At 58.0% G+C, this 21,080-nt stretch carries 8 protein-coding genes; 5 read left to right on the plus strand and 3 right to left on the minus strand.

Going from position 1 to position 21,080, the window contains the following annotated elements:
• Nucleotides 1-124 precede the first annotated feature (124 nt).
• Both F8N44_RS25130 and F8N44_RS25135 read left to right on the plus strand, forming a co-directional pair.
• Nucleotides 125-337, plus strand: a complete 213-nt coding sequence (locus F8N44_RS25130) for a hypothetical protein (protein ID WP_150652182.1) — start codon at nucleotides 125-127, stop codon at nucleotides 335-337.
• Nucleotides 334-591: a hypothetical protein gene (locus F8N44_RS25135; RefSeq protein ID WP_150652183.1), complete on the plus strand. Its 258-nt coding sequence runs from the start codon at nucleotides 334-336 to the stop codon at nucleotides 589-591. Before F8N44_RS25130 ends, F8N44_RS25135 begins: the two co-directional genes overlap by 4 nt.
• Before the next feature lie 88 nt (nucleotides 592-679).
• Here the strand turns inward: F8N44_RS25135 and F8N44_RS25140 are convergent, their stop codons facing one another.
• The 3 genes from F8N44_RS25140 to F8N44_RS25150 are packed head-to-tail and all read right to left on the minus strand — an operon-like array spanning nucleotide 680 to nucleotide 6,143.
• On the minus strand, nucleotides 680-1,264 hold the full coding sequence (locus tag F8N44_RS25140) for a glutathione S-transferase (RefSeq protein ID WP_150652184.1): 585 nt from the start codon (nucleotides 1,262-1,264) through the stop codon (nucleotides 680-682).
• Nucleotides 1,261-4,902, minus strand: coding sequence for an AAA family ATPase (locus F8N44_RS25145; protein ID WP_150652185.1), 3,642 nt, complete (start codon nucleotides 4,900-4,902; stop codon nucleotides 1,261-1,263). Before F8N44_RS25145 ends, F8N44_RS25140 begins: the two co-directional genes overlap by 4 nt.
• Nucleotides 4,899-6,143, minus strand: coding sequence for an exonuclease SbcCD subunit D C-terminal domain-containing protein (locus F8N44_RS25150; RefSeq protein ID WP_150652186.1), 1,245 nt, complete (start codon nucleotides 6,141-6,143; stop codon nucleotides 4,899-4,901). Before F8N44_RS25150 ends, F8N44_RS25145 begins: the two co-directional genes overlap by 4 nt.
• Before the next feature lie 404 nt (nucleotides 6,144-6,547).
• Between F8N44_RS25150 and F8N44_RS25155 the strand changes: the two genes are divergently transcribed.
• The 3 genes from F8N44_RS25155 to F8N44_RS25170 all read left to right on the plus strand — a co-directional run bounded on the left by F8N44_RS25155 (nucleotide 6,548) and on the right by F8N44_RS25170 (nucleotide 21,073).
• A complete protein-coding gene (locus F8N44_RS25155) occupies nucleotides 6,548-19,486 on the plus strand; it encodes a hemagglutinin repeat-containing protein (RefSeq protein ID WP_150652187.1) in 12,939 nt (4,312 codons plus the stop codon).
• A 600-nt stretch (nucleotides 19,487-20,086) separates the two neighbouring features.
• Entirely contained in the window at nucleotides 20,087-20,560 is a 474-nt protein-coding gene (locus F8N44_RS25165; RefSeq protein WP_150652188.1) for a hypothetical protein, read from the plus strand.
• A 72-nt stretch (nucleotides 20,561-20,632) separates the two neighbouring features.
• Nucleotides 20,633-21,073, plus strand: a complete 441-nt coding sequence (locus F8N44_RS25170) for a hypothetical protein (RefSeq protein WP_150652189.1) — start codon at nucleotides 20,633-20,635, stop codon at nucleotides 21,071-21,073.
• The last annotated feature ends 7 nt before the right edge of the window (nucleotides 21,074-21,080 follow it).

The raw sequence follows: 21,080 nt of genomic DNA on the forward strand, positions 1-21,080 counted from the left end.
AACCCGTAAATAGACTGGCTAAATAATCAACGAAGCTGATGTTTACTATGGCAAACCCTGAGTGGTTAGCGCGGCTTTTTTGATTGATTCTGTGGGCATCGAAACATGCCCACGGGAGAACACCATGGCCAGCGCAATCCTTCATTCAGCCAAACGCGGCGCCTACCTGGCCATCGGTCTTTACCTGGCCGTGGTGTTGGTCGTCAGCATCGCCTCGCAGATGGAACACAGCTTCGACGCACCGATTCAAGTCGCCCATCCCGGCATCCAGTTTGAAGTCCGCTCGCAAAGCGTGATGGTCGACCGGGCCGAACTCGCAGGAGTCGGTGGAGCATGAAAGGCTACAGACTTTGGGTGGTCGCCGGTTTAGCGTTTTTCACCAACGGCGCTTCATTGCTGGGAATAGGTCAAGGCTCGGTTGGCGCATTGGCGCGGGCCATAGAGGCCAATCACAATATCGCGCACAACATCGAACGGGCGAATGCGTTGGGGCTGCTGGCCGGCAATCCACCGGTGAAAGCCTCGGCAGACTTTCTCGGGCCGTTCGAGGTGGATTGCATGGCACTCGGCATGTGCAATGCGTTGGCTTGACCCTGTAGGAGCTGCCGAAGGCTGCGATCTTTTGATCTTGCCTTTATAAGATCAAAAGATCGCAGCCTTCGGCAGCTCCTACATTGAGTTACTTCTTCATGATTGAAGTGAAAAGGTCTGATTCGAGGAAACGCTGCAACCAGGCCTGTAAGCGAACATAAGGCGTCTGTGCAAACCACTCGCGATCAACATGGGCAAACTGCCGAACGAAGGGCAGCAGGGCGATATCGGCCAGGCTCGGATGATCAGCTAGCAAGTAATCGCGATCGGTCAGCAGCTCCTCCAGCCTCTGCAAGTACAGCGCCCCCTCAGCCCGATAAATCTCCATCGGTTGCTCCGGGTAACGCTCGGCATACTTGTAGCGATTCAACAACACCTTGAACCCGTGATCATTCGCCTCAATCAATTCAGCAATCCGCGAGTCGCCATCAAGCAACCAACCCTGCGGATCATTCTGCGCCAACGCCCAGCGCATGATCTCCAGACTCTCGTCTATCACCTGCCCACCGGCATCCAGCACCGGCACCGTGCCCTTGGGCGAGATCGCCAGCATCTCGGCCGGCTTGGCCTTGAGGCTGACTTCGATGATGTTTACCGGCACACCCGAATATCGCAGCGCCATCCGCGCCCGCATCGCGTAAGGGCAGCGGCGGAAGGAATACAGCGTGTTCATTTCACCTCCAGCGTGCTCAAACCGTTGCCTTGGCGCTGCACCTGAATCTGCACCGGAATTCGTTCGTGCATTTCCTGCACGTGGGAAATCACCGCGACCTTGCGGCCCTGCGCCTGCAAGCCATCGAGTGCATCCATCGCCAGTTGCAGCGACTCTGGATCGAGGCTGCCGAAGCCTTCGTCGATAAACAGCGATTCGATTTTCAGCGTACTCGACGCCATCGATGCCAGACCCAACGCCAGCGCCAACGACACGAGGAAAGTTTCGCCGCCAGACAACGAATGCACCGAACGCAGTTCGTCACCCATTTCGGTGTCCATCACCAGCAGGCCAAGCATGCTGCCGCCGCGCTTGAGGCGATAGCGTTTGACCAGTTGGCGCAGTTGCACATTGGCGTGGTGCACCAGCAAGTCGAGGTTGTAGGCCTGGGCGATCTTGCGGAAGGTGTCGCCGGTGGCCGAGCCGATCAAGGCACTGAGTCGCGCCCAGCGTTGATACTCCGCATATGCCGAGGCAATCTGCTGCGCCAGTGCCTGATTGGCGTTCTGCCGGCGCTGGTCTTCAACCTGTTCGGCGCGCAGTTCGGCGCATTGCTGCTCGCTGACATTGAACTGATTCTGCAAATCGCTCAGGGCGGTGGTCAGTTGCTCGGCATCAAGATTGCCGTTGTGTTGCGACTGATGATCGAGCAACAACCGATCACGCTCCTGCAGCAAGACCCTGGCTTGTTCGATGGCTTTTTCATTGAGCTGCAAGCGCTGGCGCAATTGCGCGACTTGCTCATCATCGACCCGCAACAAGTCTTCGAGGCCGCCGTCATCCAGCTCGGGATGACGAGCGCGCCAGTCGGCAATCTTGCTCGCCAGATCCTGTTCCTCGCTTTGCAGCGCCTGCAAACTCTGTTGCTGCGCCTTGAGTTCAGCGGCGATCTGCACAATCTGCGTGCGTACGTTTTGCAGGTCTTGAGCGGTGCCAGTTTCGGCAGAGCGCGCTTGCTCCACAGCCTGTTCCAGTTGCTGCTGCCACTGCTCGGCGCTGGCGTGTTCACCCAGCAACTGCGCAAGTTTCTCCTGGCACAGTTGCTGCTGTTCGGCCAGCGCATTGAACTGTTGCTCAGCCGTTTGCGCTTGCTGGACGCGGGTCTGCTGGCGATCCTGCTCTTTCTCCAGCGTCTGCTGACGCTGTTGCTGCTCGGTCAGTTCTTCCTTCTGCTGGTCGACTTGCGCCAAACGCTCGGCGATCTGCCGGTCGAGCTGCATAAATGTCGCCGCCGGTTCCTGGCGCAAGGCTTCAAGGGTATCGGCGGGGAGCAGCGTGGCGAACGCTGTCAGTTCCTCATCAAGGCGCTGACGGTCGCTGCTCAGCTCGCGCTGCTGATTGCTCAGGTGCTGCGCCGCTTGTTGATGCGCAGTTTCGGCCTGACGCAATTGCTGGGTCAGGCGCGCAGCATCCTGTTGCAGGGTGAGCAGGGCGCTCTGGCGTTGCTCGTCCTGAGTAATGCTCTGGTTCAGTTGCTCGTTTTGCCGGTTCAGCCAGGCATCGCGCTTGGCGGCGTCCTGATTGAACAACTGCGCGGCCAGCGGATGCGCATCGAGGCTTGGCGCCAACGCTTGTTGTTGGTTGGCCAGTTGTTCCTGCTGCTGCAGCAGTTCTTTCTGCTGAGCAATGACGCCACCGACTTCAGCGCGCAGCTCGATGAGTTTTTCCTTGAGCTGATCGACGACTTTCTGGGCGTTGGCCTGCTCGCTTTCATCATGCCGACCAAGACTTTGCAGCAGCGCTTCGGGCTGATGATACGGATGCTCGTCGCTGCCGCAGACCGGACATGGCTGATCGTCCTGCAACTGCGCGCGTAACTCTTCGACACTGGCACTGCGCGCCAGCCGCTGGCGTTCAAGCAGCTCGCGGGTGACGTTGAGGGTTTGTTCGGCGACGGTCAGTTCGGCTTTGCTTTTCACCCCGTCCTGAGTCAGGCGATCACGCTCCTGCTGGGCGCTGAGCTGACGCTGTTGCAACTCGGCGCTGCGCTTGTCCAGATCCTGTTGCGTGGCCCACAGACGCGACAGGTCTTCGAACGCGCGCAGTTGTTTGCGATTGTCCTGCAGCAGCGTGCCGAGGAGGCCGATCTGTTCGGCGACCGCATCCGGTTCGGCGCCGGCCTCTTTGAACAGTACTTCCAGTTGCTGTTTCTGCGTAGCCAGTGTTTCGGCGCTACGGCTGGCGTTTTTTTCGAGACTCGCCAGTTCGGCCTGGCCCTTGTTCAGACGATTGCCGATCAACATCAGCTGTTGCAGACGATCGCGATAGGCATTCCAGGCGTCGCTCAACGGCGCCAGATGAGCACTCTGCTCAAGCTCGGCGGCGATACGTTGCAGGCGCTCGCCGACCTGGGCCTGTTTTTCCAGCAAGGCTTGAATGGCGTTCTGGCCTTCGGTACAAGCTTGCAGCGCATTGGCTCGGGCTTCGGCGCTCTGTGCGACATCCTTGGCCAGACGGGCGAGGCTACTTTGTTCTTCAAAGGCCTGACGCAACAGCGGCGCGTTCTCGCTTTGCCGTTGCTGCGCTTCGCTCAGGGCGACTTTCGCTGCTTCGAGGTTGTGCTCCAGTTGCGTTTGCCGCTCAGTCAGTTCGGCATGTTGCTGGGTGTGCGCGGCGATTTGCGCGGCCAGTGGCGTCAGCAGCGCATCGAGTTCGGTTTTACGCGCGAACTGGTGCCGCTGCGGGCCGAGCTGCTCCAGTCGCGTCAGTTTCACCCGTTCGCCGGCCAGACTTTCCGATTGCTGCTGGGCACTGTGCAGTTGCTCGGCGGCGGCTTGCTGCGCGTCCTGCAACACCCGCAAATCCTTGAGCCAGCCGTGCTGCTGTTCAAGTTGTTTGAGCTGCGCCTGCTGCAACTTCATTTGCTGTTGCGCTGCATTGAAGCGCTCATCCAGCTCGGCCCGGGCTTCGGGAGCCAGCGGGGTGACACCGGTCGCTTGATCCTGCAACAGCTTGTGCGCTTCGCGGGCTTCTTTGGTCTTGTCGAAGGCGCGGCGGCCGAGGCGGGTGTATAGCGCGGTGTCGGTGAGCTTTTCCAGCAGTTCACTGCGGTCGTTGTCGTCCGCCTTGAGGAATGCACTGAACTCGCTCTGCGCCAGCAGCACGGCGCGGGTGAACTGTTCGAAGTTCAGGCCGAGCGCGGCTTCCAGTTGGGTTTTGTATTCGCCTTTCTGGCTGGCGAGCAGTTGATCCTGATCGATATCGCGCAGGCTCTGACGACTGGCTTGCAGCTTGCCGCCGGCCTTCTCGCGGGCTCGATTGGCTTCCCAGCGCGCTCGATAGCGACGGCCATCGACGCCGACGAAATCCACTTCGGCATAACCTTCGCCGGTGCCACGACGCAGCAAGGTGCGCGGGTCGCCGGTGGCGATTTCACCGTCGGCATCCGGGACTTTGGCGTCGCGGCCAGTGTTGTTCAGACGCGGCACCGCGCCGAACAACGCCAGACACAGCGCGTCGAGCAGGGTACTTTTACCGGCGCCGGTCGGGCCGGTAATCGCAAACAGGCCAGCGCTGGCCAACGGCTCAGCGGTGAAATCGATCTCGAACGGGCCGGCCAGTGAGGCCAGGTTCTTCAAGCGAATGGCGAGAATCTTCATGGCTGCTCGCCCTCCAGTTGTACGTCCTGCAGCAGTTCGGCGAAGTCCTTCAGCGTCTGCTCATCGACTTCACTGCCGTAGTTATCGAGCCAGGCGCGGCTGAACAGTTCTTGCGGGGTGAGTTGGTCGAGTTCGATCAGCGCGCTGCCGTCCTCCGAACCGTCAGCGCCACGGTTGCCAGCGTATTCGGCGGCGATGCGCACCAGTCGCACGGCCTTGCCTTGCAGGGCGCTTTCGATTTGATGGCGCAGATCCGGTTGCGGCTCGTCGAGGGTTACACGCACTTCCAGCCATGGTTGCCGCTGAGTTTCGGCGAGCAGATCGATGTTCGGCAGATCGGCCAGTTGCAGCAGAATCTCCGCCAGCGGTGCCGGCCCGATGCGTTGCAGATTGACCGAGCGCGGGATAAGTTTCGGCTCGACGCTGACCAGGGTTTCGCCATCGAGAGTGACGTCGAGAATCTGGTGTTGATAACCGATTTCCGAGAACGACAACGGAATCGGCGAACCACTGTAGCGGATGCGCTCTTCACCGTTGACCTTCTGCGGCTTGTGCAAATGGCCGAGGGCGACATAGCTGATGCTCGGCCCGAACAGACTGGCGGGCAGGGCTTCGGCGTTGCCGATGATCAGGCTGCGTTCGGAGTCTTCCGACACCGAGCCGCCAGCCATGTGCGCGTGGCTGATGGCGATCAGCGCCTGACCCGGTTGGCGCTTGGCATTGGCGGCTTCGATCAGCCATTCATGTACCTGACCGATGCCGCGCAAATAGTTGTCGCCCAGATGCGCGCCGGTTACTTCTGCCGGGCGCAGAAACGGCAGCGCCAGACACCACGCAGCAATTTCGCCTTGGGCATTGGGCAACGGCAGCAGCAGGCGCTCGGCATCCAGCTGTCCGTCATCCAGCCACAACACCCGGCCCAACGCGTGCGTGCGCAAACGGCGCATCAACGGTGCAGGCAGTTCGATCCGCGAGCCGGAATCGTGGTTGCCGGCGATCATCACGATGGTCAGCAACGGTTGCTGCTCGTGGGCGCTGACGATGAAATCGTAAAGGCGTTCCTGGGCTTTGACCGGCGGATTGACCGTGTCGAAGATGTCCCCGGCAATCAGCAGCACATCCGGCTGCGCCAGTTGCAGTTGGCGCAGCAGCCATTCGAGAAAACAGGCGTGCTCGAAATCGCGCTCCTGGCCGTGCAGGTTTTGCCCAAGGTGCCAGTCGGAGGTGTGGAACAGACGCAAGGTGGACTCCGCAACATTTAAATAGGTGATGGCCGCAGGTGAAATGATGGCGGCGAAAGAGGGGAGAGTTTACAGATTATTGCGGCGCGAGGGCTTGTTGTGCAGGCCAACGACTATTCAGCAAGGCCCGGTTTGACTCATGCCGCTCATCGGGATCGACTCTTCAAGTGATTCAAAAATTGACGCCAAAATAGTGGCCATCTAATATCGCGCTCCTATTTTGATATCAATGCGCTACTACCGGTTGCAATAGGCCGTTTCACCTGCTCCGAGATCGACTTCGTCATTACGTCATCTCCCTATTCCCGTCATTTGCTCTGATCGCATCCATGTGGGTGCCATCAGCCGGTAGTGCGCCTGCCGTCAATCCAACTATTACTGCCCGTTGTAAAGAGATCTTCAACATGGACGTTCGCCAGTACGCGTTTCTCGCTCGTCAGCCTGCCGCTGCCGTGAAAACCCGCGAGTCTTTCCTCGGCATGCCCAAGCGCGGCCTGGCGTTTTTGCTGGCGAACGTCATGTTCTGGCAACCGATGTGGGCGCAGGCCGACGGCATCGTGGTGGCCAACCCCAATACCTCGCTGGATCGCGCCGGCAACGGCGTGCCGATCATCAACATCGCTACGCCCAATGCCAGTGGTCTGTCGCACAACCAGTTCCACGACTACAACGTCGGTGCGCAGGGGTTGATCCTCAACAACGGCTCGACGCAGAACAATCTCACCCAGCTGGGCGGGCATATCATCGACAACCCGAACCTGAAGAACAGCGGTTCGGCGCAGGCGATTCTCAACGAAGTCATCAGCGGTAATCCGAGCCAGTTGCGCGGCTACACGGAAGTGGCGGGGCAGTCGGCGCGGGTGATCGTTGCCAACCCTTATGGCATTACCTGTAACGGCTGTGGCTTTATCAACTCGCCACGAGTGACGTTGACCACCGGTAAACCGGTACTCGACAACGGTCGGCTGGATCGCTTTCAGGTGGATCAGGGTTCGGTGGCCATCGAAGGTGCGGGGCTTAACGCCACCAACGTTGACAGCTTCGAAATCATCACCCGCAGCGCAAAGATCAACGCCGAGATTCAGGCGCAGAACCTGACGATTGTCGCCGGCCGCAACGACGTCAACGCACAAACCCTGAATGCCACGGCCCGCGCCGATGACGGTAGCGCCAAACCGCAACTGGCCATCGACTCCTCGGCGCTGGGCGGCATGTACGCCGGGGCGATCAAACTGGTCGGCACCGAGGCCGGGGTCGGGGTGAAACTCGACGGCAAACTGATTGCCAGTGGCGGCGATATCCAGCTCGACGCCAACGGCCAGTTAAGTCTGGCTGACACCTCGGCCACTGGCGCCGTCAACGTCAAGGCCGCCAGCCTTGAGGCGCGCGGTCCGGTTTACGCCGGCACCAGCGCCAACGTGCAAACCCAGGGCAACCTGACCAACCGCCAGACCCTCGCGGCCCGCGACAGCATTAACCTCAGCGCCAGCGGCCAACTGACCAACGCCGGTGCCATCGAAGCCGGCGTCAACGCCGACGGCAACCGCAATGCCAATGGCGATCTGAGTATCGCCGCGCAGAACCTCGACAACACCGGCAAAAGCCTCACCGCCAGCCGCAGTCTGACGGTCAACACCGCGCAAACCTTGAACAACCAGGGCGGTACGCTCAGCGGGCAAACCGCGGCCATTACTGCCGGCACACTCGACAACCGCAACGCCGGCAAAGTGCAGAGCAACAGCACCCTGAACCTCAATGCCACGCAGGTGCTCAACAGTCAGGGTGTGATCAACAGCAACGCCGCCCTCACCGCCAACATCGGCCAGTTGATCAACAGCAACGGCGAACTCAGCAGCCAGACCGACGCGGTTCTCAACGTCACCTCGCTGGATAACGTTGCCGGCCTGATGAGCGCCGGCCGTTTGCTCGACATCAGCGCCCTCGACGCGATCAACAACCGCACCGGCAGGATCGGCGCCAAACAGACCTTGCTGGTAAAAGCCCAGCAACTCGACAACAGCCAGCAAGGCCAGTTGACCAGCGAAGGCACGCTGACCACGCGGATCAGCGAGCAACTGAACAATCAGAGCAAGGGCCTGATCCAGGCCAACGGCGCCATGGACGTGCAAGCCACGCGCCTGGATAACCGCGCGGGCAAGATTTCCAGCCTCGATACCCTGACCGTCAGCAGCGCCAACACCGACAACCGTGGCGGGACGATTCGCGCCGATCAGGCCGCCAAACTGCTGATCGACGACCTGGACAACCGCGACAAGGGCCGCCTCGAAAGCAAGACCGCGCTGAGCTTCGACGGCAACACGCTGGATAACAGCAATGGCGGCCTGCTCACCGCAACCGGTCTGTTGAGCCTCAAAGCCAAAGCCGTGACCAACGACGGTGGACGGATTTCCACCAAGGGCGATATCGACGCCAACATCGACACCCTCAATCAAGAGCACGGTGAACTGGTCGCCGAAGGCAATCTGCTGCTGACCGGCAAAACCCTCAACAGCCATCAGGACAGCCTCGTCGGTTCGCTCAAGCGCCTGACTGTCAATGTCGAGCAGATCGACAACCGCGCCAGCACACTTTCCAGCCAACTGGATTTGCACATCAACGGCGTACGGCTGGACAACAGCGACGGCGGCAAGGTGCTGTCCGACACCACTCTGGCGTTGAAAGTCGCGCAGATCATCAATGCCAGCAACGGCCTGATTTTCAGCAAGGGCGCGAGCACCCTCAGCGGCATCGGTCTGAGCAACGTCGGCGGGCGCATCGTCAGCCAGAACACGCTCGGGCTGACCTTTGGCGAGACCATGGACAACCAGCAAGGCCTGATCAGCAGCGAAGGGCAGATGACCCTCAGCGCCGGCAGCCTCGACAACCGGCTGGGCAAACTGTCGAGCCTTGAAGCGATGGCGCTGACCGCCGCCGGATCCGTGCTGAGTCAGGGCGGCCTGATCGTTTCGCAGAAAGGCCTGACCTTTAAAAGTGGCAGTCTGGATAACAGCGACAACGGCATCATCAGCGCCAAGGCTGATTCGACCCTGACTACCGGTGAGTTGAAGAACCGACAGGGCGGCAGTATCGCCACCGATGGCTCACTATTATTGACCGCCGCGCACCTGGACAACTCCGGTGGCAGCCTCGGCAGTCAGCAGAAACTCGAAGTCTCGGTGACTTCGCTGGAGCAGGACGGCGGCGAACTGTTCAGCAACGGCGATCTGACCCTGGACATGAACAACGGTCTGCTCGACAACCAGCGCGGCAACATCCATACGCCGGGCCAGTTGCTGCTGAAAAACCTCAAGGACGTCAACAACAGCGCCGGCGAAATCTCTGCGGCCAAGGCCTGGAGTGTCAACGCACAAAGCCTGAACAACGACGGCGGCAAACTGCTCAGCAATGAAAAACTCACCCTGGTCATCGACCGTGCGCTGAGCAACGTCAAAGGTGTAATCGCTTCCGCCAGCCTCGACAGTCGCAGCGACAGTTTGAACAACAGCAGCGGTGATATCCGTGTGCGGGGCGATGTCGATTTCAACGTAACTGGCATGTTCGATAACCACAACGGCGTGGTTATCGCCGACAACGGCCTGACGATTACGGCCGCGAGTCTGGATAACCGTCAGGAAGGTCTGATCGGTTCGACCCAAGCGCTGAAACTCAACGTCGAGCGTGTCGACAACCGCAGCGGCGAGCTGTCGAGCAAGAGCGATGTCAGCCTGATCGGTGCGTGGCTCGATAACAGCGACAGCGGTTACATGCTCGCCGGCGGCAATCTGGCGCTGACGGTCAATGACGTCATCAACCGCAACAAAGGCCTGTTGTCCGGCGACACCGGGCTGACGCTGAGCGGCAAGACACTGGAAAACAGTGGTCGCCTGACCAGCCAGAAAGACCTCACGATCAATCTCTCTGGGGATCTGAACAACGCACAGGGCAGCCTCGTCAACGAAGGCGCTTTGGCGATCACCGCGCAAAGTCTCAATAACAATGGCGGCACGGTCTCCAGCGCCAAAGCGCTTACCGTCAACACGCGCGGCGCCGTCAGCAACCAGGGCGGCAAACTGCTGACCAACAGCGATTTCACGCTCAACAGCAGCACACTCGACAACCAGCAAAACGGTGCGATCAGCAGCAAGACCAAACTGAACATCAGCACCGGTGCACTCAACAATAGCCAAGCGAGCATTTACGCTGACGACCACGTCGAAATCAGTGCCGCTCAGGTGACCAATACCGGTGGCAGCCTCGGCGCCGGCAACTCGCTTAACGCCAATGTTCAAGGCCTCGATCAGCAGGGCGGCAAACTGTTCAGCGGCGGCACCGTCAGTGTCGATCTGAACGGCGGCGCGCTGAATAACCAGGGCGGCGTGATTAACGCGCCGGACCAGTTACTACTGAAAAACCTCACCGACGTGAACAACCGTGGCGGCGAGATTTCCAGCGACAAGGCTTTTGAACTGATCGCCAAGTCGCTGGACAACAGCGGCGGTCAATTGCTGAGCAACCAGAAACTCACGCTGACCCTCGCCAAGGCACTGACCTCGATCAAAGGCACGATTGCCGCTGCGGCATTGCAGGTTCGCGCGGAAAGTCTGGACAACAGCGACGGCGGTGTGTTGCTCAGTGACAGCGACATCGAGGTCACTGTCGATGGTCTGCTGAAAAACACCAACAAGGGCAGCATCCGCGCCGCGCAACAACTGACCCTCAACAGCACCGGCCTGAACAATCAGGGCGGCACGCTGGTCGGCGTTTCCGGGCTGAATATGGATCTGGGCGCCACCGCGCAGGATCTGAATAACCAGGACGGTGTGATCAGCAGCAAAGGTGGGTTGAGCATTGCCCATCTGCGCGACCTGAATAACCAGAACGGCGTGATCAACAGCAAAGGCGTGCTGAGCATCGCCCCCCTGCGTGACCTGAATAACCAGCAAGGCGAAATCTCCAGCGTCAACAGCTTCAGCCTCACCGGCAACCGCCTCGATAACCGTGGCGGCAACCTGATCAGCAACGATCAACTGACCGTGAAAGCGGCCGATCTGAACAACCAGAACGGCCTGCTCTCCGGCTGGAAAGGCGTGAGCCTCAACGGCGGCACCCTCGACAACAGCCAGGAAGGCGCGATCTCCAGCCAGCTCGGCAACGTCAACATCGACCTCAGCGGCGCCTTGCTCAACCACAGCAAGGGCGGCATCGGCGGCCTCGGCGAAGTAACCATCAAGGCCGCCAGTCTCGACAACACCGCCGGCACGCTCAGCAGTGACGGCAAACAAACCCTGACCATGGCCGGCGGCGCGATCAGCAACGCTTCGGGTGGCCTGATCAAAAGCGGCGACACCCTCGATATCCGCGCGGCCAGCCTGAACAACACCTCCGGCAACGTCATGGCGAAAAAAGCCCTGACCTTCACCGGCGGACCGCTGAACAATACGAAGGGCAGTCTGGTCGGTGACGACAGCGTCACTCTCGATTTGCTCGGCGCCCTGACCAACGTCAATGGCGCACTCGGTAGCGGCGCCGCGCTGCTGATCAAACGCGCCGCCAGCGTCGACAACCAGGGCGGCCAGTTGATCAGCCAGACCCTGCTGAGCCTGCTCACCAGCGGCGATCTGAACAACAGCCAGCGCGGCACCGTCTCGGCCAACGGCCAACTGGACCTCACCGCCGGCGGCACGTTGCGCAACGACGCCGACGGCCTGCTGTCCAGCCGCGATGCCGGCGTGTCCATCACCGCCGCCGCACTGAACAACTCCAAAGGCGCGGTGCAAAGCATGACCGCGCTGAGTGTGAACACCGGCAACGGCGCGATCGACAACCAGGGCGGCAAGATCATCGCCCAGAACGGCGACCTGACCCTCAACGCTGCCAGCCTCGACAGCCGTGGCGGGGTGCTCTCAAGCCTCAAAGGTCAGCTGCAAACGCGCCTGAGCGGCGTGCTGCGCAACGGCCAGGGCGGCAAGATCGAAGGCAGCCGCCTCGACCTGCAAGCGCTCGGCGGTATCTACAACGACGGTGGGCGAATCGCCGCCAACACCGGCAACATCCTGCTCAACGCCGGCGGCAATACCCTCGATAACAGCGGCGGCGGGATCTATGCCAAAGGCGTGGTGAAAACCATCGCCGGCCTGATGAGCAACGACAACGGCCAGATCAGCGGCAGCAGCATTGAGCTGGGTGCCGACGGCAACCTGAGCAACCGCAGCGGCCTGATCGAAAGCGCCGGCACACTGGCGATTCGCGCCGCCAATCTCGACAACCAGGGCGGCAAACTGCGCGCACTCGGCACCAGCGGCAAAACCGATTTCCAGATCGGCAGCCTGTTCGACAACCGCAACGGTCTGGTGGAAACCGCCAACACCGATTTCACATTGGTCGCGCCGAGCTTCCTCAATGCCGGCGGCTCGGTGACGCATGTCGGTCTGGGCGAGTTCGGCATCTCCACCGCCAACGTGATGAACGCCGGCGGCTCGCTGGTGACCCGTGGCGGCCTGACGCTGAACGCGGACAGCTGGACCAACAGCAGCGTGATTCAGGCCGGGCGGTTGACGGTGAATGTCGGCAATTTTGTGCAGACTGCGAGCGGGCAGTTGCTCGCTTCGAATCAACTGGTGGGACGTGGTGGTAACTGGAGCAACGAAGGCTTGATTGCCAGTGACGGCAGCATGGACATTCAACTGGGCGGCAGTTACGGCGGGAATGGTCGTGTCAGCAGTCTGGGCGATATGACCTTCAATGCTGCGCAACTGGGCCTGACCAGTGCTTCGAGCATTGGCAGTGGCGGGCAGGGCACGTTCACCATTGGCGGGTTGCTGAACAATGCCGGCGGACGACTGACGTCCAACAATACGATGACGATCAACGCAGGTGGCGTGAGCAATACCGGTACGTTGGGTGCTGCGCAGAACCTGAAGATCAGGACTGCAAGTCTGGTGAACGAGCGCGGTCTGCTCTTCAGCGGCGGCAACATGAATCTGCTGCTCAATGACTTCACCAACCAGAACGGCAATGTGTACAGCCTTGGCAATCTGACGATCACCGGCATGGACGGCGGTCGAGCGAACACCGTCAACAACCGGGCTGCCACGATCAATGTGGACGGTGACTTTTCGTTGTCAGCCAGCAATTTCAGTAACAAGACCGAAGGTGTCCTGGGGCAGGACAAGCTTGTTTCCGGTGATATCACCTACCAGTGCATCGGCGGCGAATGCAAGTGGATGAATTTCTTCGTCGAGGAACAATACGAGTCAGAGTCGACCATCAGTGGCGAGCAGGCTGTTGTCTCCGTCGGCGGCAATGTAAACGCCACCGTCGGCAATTTTTCCAACTTCGCTTCGCTGTTCTCAGCGGGGAAAAATATCAAGCTCGACGTCGACACGTTTGATAACACAGGGCTGGAATCCGGAAGCTATACCAAGACCCTAGTCTACGAAACCAGAAACCGTGATTTCGATTTGCTATTTGATGACGTCACCGGTCTGGTCACGGCTTATGCGAAAAAAAACTCCAAGTACGAGCATGAGTATTCGTTCTATTCGTGCGGCGGGCAGGATTGGCAGGGTTGCGGGCTAGGCACCATTCCCCGTGGCAATCAGACAAAAACAACACTCAACCCTTTCTTCGGCCAAGGCCCGGACGTTCCAGTTCCGGCGAAACTGCTGGGATATACGCTAGTACCCGGTGGCGGTATCACCTACACAAGCAATGGCGGAGCCTCCGCGATCATCCAGGCCGGTCAGGCAGTGGAGGTCAATGCTAAAACGACCATCAAAAACGGTACTTTGCAGGCCTACACCAGCTTCGCCCCGGTTGGTAAGAATGCTCCGCAGACCGGCGTAAATGCCGGAGCGACTATTCCGGTCATTCGCATCAACGCCCAGCTTCCTCCGGACCTGGCCCAACAACAGGTCAACCCACTGGCCTTGCCGGGCTTCACCCTGCCAACGGGCGATAACGGTCTGTTCCGCCTCAGCCGCAAGGATGGCAGCGAACAAGCGATCTCGCCGATCAAAGACTGGGCAATCGGCTCGATCACCGCTGCATCCTCTGGACATACCACCGGAATGCCGGTCAGACATGCCACCGATTTCCAGATCGACAAGAACGATCCGGTCTCGATGAAAAAGCGCGACCTGGCGTTGAGTGATGCTGCGTCGCTGAATCTCAACGACAGAACGGCTCAGTTCAACGTGGGTGCAACTGCGGCTGACGGTCCGGTCGGCGTGCTGGTGCCTGCGCGTGGCAACGGCACCTTCGATGTGCCGCGCGTACAAGGTTTGCCCGACACCAGCGTGCGCTCCAACCCGCACAAATACCTGATTGAAACCAACCCGGTACTGACCAACCTCAAGCAGTTCATGAGCTCGGACTATCTGTTGGGCAAGCTCGGCTACGACCCCGACACCAGCGCCAAGCGTCTGGGCGATGGCCTGTTCGAGCAGCGCATGGTGCAGCAGGCCGTGGTGGCCCGCACCGGCCAACGCTTCATCGATGGCCAGACCTCTGACGAAGGCATGTTCAAGTACCTGATGAACAATGCCATCGCGAGCAAGGATCAGCTCAACCTGTCGGTGGGCGTCACCCTGACCGCGCAACAAGTGGCGGCACTGACCCACGACATCGTCTGGCTTGAAGAGCACGAAGTGAATGGTGAAAAAGTGCTGGTGCCGGTGCTGTATCTGGCCCAGGCGAATAACCGACTGGCGCCGAACGGAGCGTTGATTCAGGGCGGCGACGTCACTCTTATCGCCGGCGGCAACCTCGATAACGCCGGCACGCTGCGAGCCTCGAACAACCTGTCGGCCGAAGCCGGTAACAACCTCACCAACACCGGACTGATCGAAGCCGGCGAACGCCTGACGCTCAAGGCCGGCAACGACATCATCAACAAGTCCGGCGGCATCATCTCCGGCAAGGACGTCAGCCTGACGGCCACCAACGGCAGCGTGATCAACCAGCGTGATGTGACCAGTGTCGATTACGGCCGGTTCGGTAATACAAGCCACCGCGACTATCTCGATAACGCTGCGCGGATCGAGGCAGCCAACGACCTGACAATCAAGTCCGGCAAAGACATCAACAACATCGGCGGCGTGCTGCAAAGCGGCCGGGACATGACGCTCGATGCTGATCGCGATGTGAACATCACCTCGGTGCAGAATCGCAGTACCGATGCACGGGGCGGCAGTTACCTCAATCAGACGATTACGCAGCACGGCGCTGAAGTGACGTCCGGGCGGGATCTGACGATCACTGCAGATCGTGACGTGGCGATTGTGGCCAGTCGACTGGATGCCAAGCGCGATCTCAGCGTCGATTCAGGCCATGACATTGTGATTACTTCGGCCGCCGACGAGAGTGACTACGTCTCGCGCAGCAAGAAGCGCGCGAACGAAACTCACAGCATCACGCAACAGTCGTCGGTATTGAACGCCGGTCGCGATATCGCGCTGAACGCGGGTAACGACCTGGGCATCATCGCCAGTCGGATCAAGGCTACGGAAGATGTCAGCCTCGATGCGGCTCAGGACATCACCGTTGCCTCGGCCAAAGACGAAAGTTCTTCTTATTACTACAAGAAGAAAAAGGGCTCGTTCGGCCGGAGCAAAACCACTCAGGCGGAAAGTTATGAGAGCGAAAACGTTGCTTCGGTGATCGACGCCGGACGCGATCTCACCGTCAATTCGTCCAAGGACGGAGACGGCAGCGTCAGTCTTGATGGCGGGCGCAACGTCACCATTATTGGCAGTCAATTGAATGCAGGTAATGACCTGGTTGTGGGCGCGACAAAGGACGTGGCCGTTCTTTCCGCCACAGAAGAGTCCGGGTCCTACAGCAAGAAGACCAAGACCGGTCTGTTCGGTCTGTCGAAAAGTGGCAGCAGCCATTTGCAAACAGCCGTTACTCAGGTCGGCAGCGAGCTCAATGCCGGTCACGACGCCGTTATCATCGGCGGCCGCGATATCAATCTCAATGCCAGCGTCATCAACGCCGACAATAATGCAGAGTTGCACGCCGGACTCCTGGATAAGACGGGTGACATCAATCTTTCCTCCGCCGACAACGAAGCCTACAGCCGCGCTGAAGAGTTCAAGAAAAAGCTGGGTCTGTCTCTGAAGGACACCGTTGGCCTGTTTGCGGGCACCCCCGGTGCTGGCGCCGATATCACGGCGAATGCTTCGCACAAGGGCGGACGTGAAGTCGTGAGTTCCACGAGTGTCGGCAGCGAAATCAATGCCGGTCACGATGCAATACTGAAAGCGACTCGGGACATCAACATCATCGGCAGCGGCATCAATGCCAATCACGATGCGAATCTCGATGCCGGCCGCGATGTAAACGTGGTTGCAAGCACCGATGAACACCGCGATAACAGTTGGGAAACCAACAAAAGCTATGGCATCAAACAAACCATTGATAGCAACGCGTTCAGCACTTTTGTCGGCAATGAAACCATCAAGAACGGAGTCAATAGCAGCGGGCACACCGCTGCGGGCAGTTCGATTTCTGCCGGGCAGAACCTTAACGTCAACGCCGGTCGTGACGTCAATCTGCAAGGGTCGGACATGCAGTCGGGCATCGATCTGAAGATTAATGCCGAGCGTGACATCAACATTAATGCGGCAGAGCAGGCCGAAGCGATCACCACGTGGGACAGCATTAAACGCAACGGTACTACGACCACGGTCGCCTACAACATTGGCAATACACTCGACACCCTCCAAGGCACCGGTAAAGGACAGGATGGCGTCAGCAAAGGCTCGAGTGTATTGAAGTCGGTCGATACCCTGGGCCAGTTTTTCGCCGGGGCGACGTTCGATGGCCATGCCGGGGCGTCGAGCATCAGCCAGACCCGAACGCAAACATCGGTTACCAATCGTCCTTCGACACTGTCGGCAGCCAATGACATCACGCTCGACGCGGGTAACAACGTCGTGGTTCACGGCAGCAAGTTTGACGCTGGACGTAACATCAACATTTCCGGTCGCGATATCACGCTTGACGTTGCTCATGGTGCTGACGGTAGCGAAGGCAATCAGACTCAAAGCAAAGGTGGCCTCAAGGGTGGCACAACGGGGGGCTTCAAGCTTGGTGTTGGAATCAGCAACGCCGCGAGCGAAGAGGATTCCACTCAGGGTAATTCCACGCCGACACAACTCAATGCCGGTGGCAGTATCAACCTGGATGCCAAAAACGATCTGACGCTGATTGGCACAAGGGCAATTGCCGAGCGCGATATAAATCTCAAGGCGGCCAACGATCTGAACATCTTGTCCACGCAGAATGCCTACAGCAGTGACCATAGTCGTCGTAGCTGGGGCGCTGAGGGCGGGGTGATCGCCGGGCAGGACGGCTTCGGCTTTTACGGCTCCGTCAACGTCGGTTTGGGGGATCTCAAACGTCAAGGGGTTGAGCAGCAAGAAGCCTATCTATATGCAGGCAAAGGCCTGAATTTTGAGAGCGGCCGTGATACCAACATCGCCGGTGCCACTTTACGAGGGGATGAAGTTACAGGGGATGTCGGTCGTAACCTTACTGTGACCTCGGTGCCCAATACCGGTAAGGTCGAAGGCAAGGAACTTGACGCTAGCCTTACCGTGGCGGTGAGTATCGGCGCGACTGTCAGTGGTTCGCTCGGTTATGGGCAGACAACCGGGAAAACCAATTGGGTCGAAAACCAGACCACCATCAGTGGCAAAAGCAACGTTGATATCCGAACCGAAAAACATACTCAACTTGATGGCTCGGTGATTACCGCTGACAACGGCAATTTGAAACTCGACACCGACACCCTCGGCTATCGCAATATCACCGGTAAGGATAACGAGCACGGTTACTACCTCAACGTCAGCGGTAGTTACGGTAGTGGCGGTGGTTCCCAAGCCGACAAACCCAACAAGGGGATGGAAGGCGATGGTAAAAGCAGTTGGGCGGTAGAGGGTTATAAATACGACAAGGATCGTGAACAAACCCTCAATGCGACGGTAGGCACGGGTGAAATTGTCGTTCGCCACGATAAGCAGACTGGCCAGGATTCGACCGCAGGGCTCAATCGTGATGTCGGTAAAGCCTATGAGGTGACTCGTGATGACGAGCACCGAACTGATCTTTACGTGAGCAGCTCCTCGATCAGCGCTGTCATGAATCCCGAAAAGACATTCAATCAGTGGGTGGAAAATGCAGAGAAGTACGGTGAGAACAGCCTCGAGTCGTTGAACAAACTGGTAGATCTGGTCTTCGCCACAAACGCTTTCGTGGTTGGCAATGGATTCAATAGCGCGAATCTCGTTCTGGCCAATCGAGCCGCTACTCGGGTGATTCTCAAGCGCATGCGTAATGAATCCACTCGAAAGGAAACGATCAAGATAGTGATCGCGAGCATGATGAACGGCGCCTCGTCTCCCGAGGCACAAGCCATGATTGACCGTATCAACCAAATTGCAGAGACCAATCCCGACTTGGCGTTGAGCCTGCTGTATGCCTTCAAGCGCCTGCAAACACCCGCAACCGGGCAATCGCACTTTCTACCTGTCGTGGCAGCCGGAGGTGCATTGGCCGTGCTTGCCGGCGCGCTGTTGACAGTTGCAGCTTCGCCGCAGAACCAGGAGGCGATGCGCGAGGCGGTGAATGCGTTGATGGAAGCCACTAAAGATGCAGGGTTGCAACTACAAGAGCGTGTTAAGTTGGCCTCAGAGTTGTGGGAAACCATACTGGGCACGGCATTCCCGATACACATGCTGGATCCCAAATTCGGGACGTTGATCAATCCTGTGGTCGATACTGACGTTCTTCATCCTGTCAGCGCCGGCGGATATACCATTGAGCCTTCCTCGCCAAGCAGCACAGGGGGAAGCACAATTGAAAACGGGGAAGGGTGGAGCACTACGTCCCCAGCCGTAAATCCAGGCCCATCGCCAGGCAATATGTACAGCACGCCTGGAACGATAACGACAGAGTCAGGTGCTATACCTGACGCAAACGAGGTTCGGGCCGGGGAAGATCTGTCTCGTCTGGGTTATGATGTTACGTTCCTCGCAACCGCGTCATCCCAAGGAATTCAGGGGCAACGTACTGCTGATTTGATGATTGAAGGACTAGGCCCGATTGACGTGTATACCCCACAAAATCTTAATCCTTCAAACATCCTGAAAAATATCGAAAAGAAAGCGAGTCAGGCCAGTGGTGTGATTGTTCAGGCAGATATTTCCGCAGCGGATATGTCTTCGATAGCGGGTCGTATGTGGGGTAAGTCGAACGCTCAGAACATCAAGACGATATTTTTCCAGAAAGCCGATGGCTCTGTTGTTCGCTTTAACCGACCTCAAGGAGGTAAATAGTCATGTCGAAATTCGCTTGTATCTGCGGTCATGTGATTAACCTGTCCCAAGGTACTTCTGAATCCGAGTATTCTCTGGTTCCAGAGACTACGATAGACGCTATAGGTGGCATCCTTTCAACTCGTGGACTCTCCGAGGAAGGATTTTATGACGCGATAAATGATGGAGCTTCTACTGTATATCGCTGCTCGAAATGTGGTCGATTACATTTAGATGAGGGCGGTGGAGTTTTCTCTTCATACGTTAAAGAGGAAAGTGTTCAGCGGTAGGCGTTGAATGAACAGCTGACGGCTCATCGCGGGGAATTGGATAGCTATCGATTATTTGGGGGGCTGGAGACTGATGAGGTTTCAGTTGTGACGTTTAATCGATAGCAGAATCAAAAAATCGCAGCCTTCGGCAGCTCCTACAGAGATATGTGTAGAAGTTGCCAAAGCCTGCGATCCTTTGATCTTCACTTCGGATAAAGCGGCGGCAGCCCACTGTCACCCACCGGATCCTGTGATAAATGGGCACAGACCACGTTTAGAAAATATTCCGAAAACGTGGTCTGTCCCCTTTTTATGCGATAAAGATTTGAATTGGGTGAAGGATTAAATAATGAGCTTTGAAATATTGCTGGAAAAAGAGCCTTTCGAGCACTTTGGTACCCAGGCTTTACGTGGATTGATACGACTGGGTGAGGAAGAGGAAAGCTTCTTTGCTCCGATCTCTTTCTGGGGCAGGCAGGAATACTTGAATAGCTGGTACTCATCGCTTTGTCTCGGTCTCGAAAGAAGACAGCATTCAGTTTTAGTCACTTCAATGCTTGATCCAGAGTCCGCAAATTTCCGGATGGTCTGGGTTTTGTATTTTGTTGGAGAGTGTGTTCACATTCAGAATAGTGTCGTTTTTCTTGACGACGTTGTTCCTGGGTTTAATGTGGACGATGTCAATACTTACGTCGGTGTGCGCGAGGTCGTTAACGAAGATGGCGACAGGATTTCCGAATGGGTCGTGCCTCTGTCGGAAGTGCTCGGATTCAAGGAAAAGTTGAAGATGGAAGTAGAGTCTTCAAAGACGAAGAACGACTGAGCTTGGGAAAAAAAGGACAGATCCCGTTTAAATAAACGTGGTCTTTCTCGAGGCATCAAAGGTCTTTAATTTGTGACAGTTGAAAATGAAGAAGGCCATCTCCTGACTGTTATTGCTGAAATTGGCGTATTGGAGTGGCAAAAGTATCAACAGCGTTTTCCAAAAGTAAGGGTTGGGAATGAAATGCAGCGGGAGGATCATTCTGCACTGCCACCCTTCATCGCTTTCAGGTTTGAGTGTATTAGCAAGGTTGATATCGACAAGTTAAAGTCCGCCGTGGAAGGCTACAAGGGTGCTTTATCATGGGCGCTTGTCGGCCGGTCACGCGAAGGGTTACCTGGGATTAACTGGATGATTGCACCGTCAAGGTTGTGGGAGGTGGGTGGATGTGCTTTGCAAGCAAACATCACGGCAGCGGTCTATTTGTCCACTCATGAACCTTTACTTGGTCCAGTGGCATACGAGGATTTAATTGGACTGACGGATCATGTTCGTTCTGTGTTCGATCACTGAGGGATCC

Source organism: Pseudomonas fluorescens, assembly GCF_902497745.1.
Classification (GTDB): Bacteria; Pseudomonadota; Gammaproteobacteria; order Pseudomonadales; family Pseudomonadaceae; genus Aquipseudomonas; species Aquipseudomonas fluorescens_BM.

Coding starts and splice junctions, on each gene's coding strand:
- F8N44_RS25130 (WP_150652182.1), top strand. CDS start 125: ATGGCCAGCGCAATCCTTCATTCAGCCAAACGCGGCGCCTACCTGGCC.
- F8N44_RS25135 (WP_150652183.1), top strand. CDS start 334: ATGAAAGGCTACAGACTTTGGGTGGTCGCCGGTTTAGCGTTTTTCACC.
- F8N44_RS25140 (WP_150652184.1), bottom strand. CDS start 1,264: ATGAACACGCTGTATTCCTTCCGCCGCTGCCCTTACGCGATGCGGGCG.
- F8N44_RS25145 (WP_150652185.1), bottom strand. CDS start 4,902: ATGAAGATTCTCGCCATTCGCTTGAAGAACCTGGCCTCACTGGCCGGC.
- F8N44_RS25155 (WP_150652187.1), top strand. CDS start 6,548: ATGGACGTTCGCCAGTACGCGTTTCTCGCTCGTCAGCCTGCCGCTGCC.
- F8N44_RS25165 (WP_150652188.1), top strand. CDS start 20,087: ATGAGCTTTGAAATATTGCTGGAAAAAGAGCCTTTCGAGCACTTTGGT.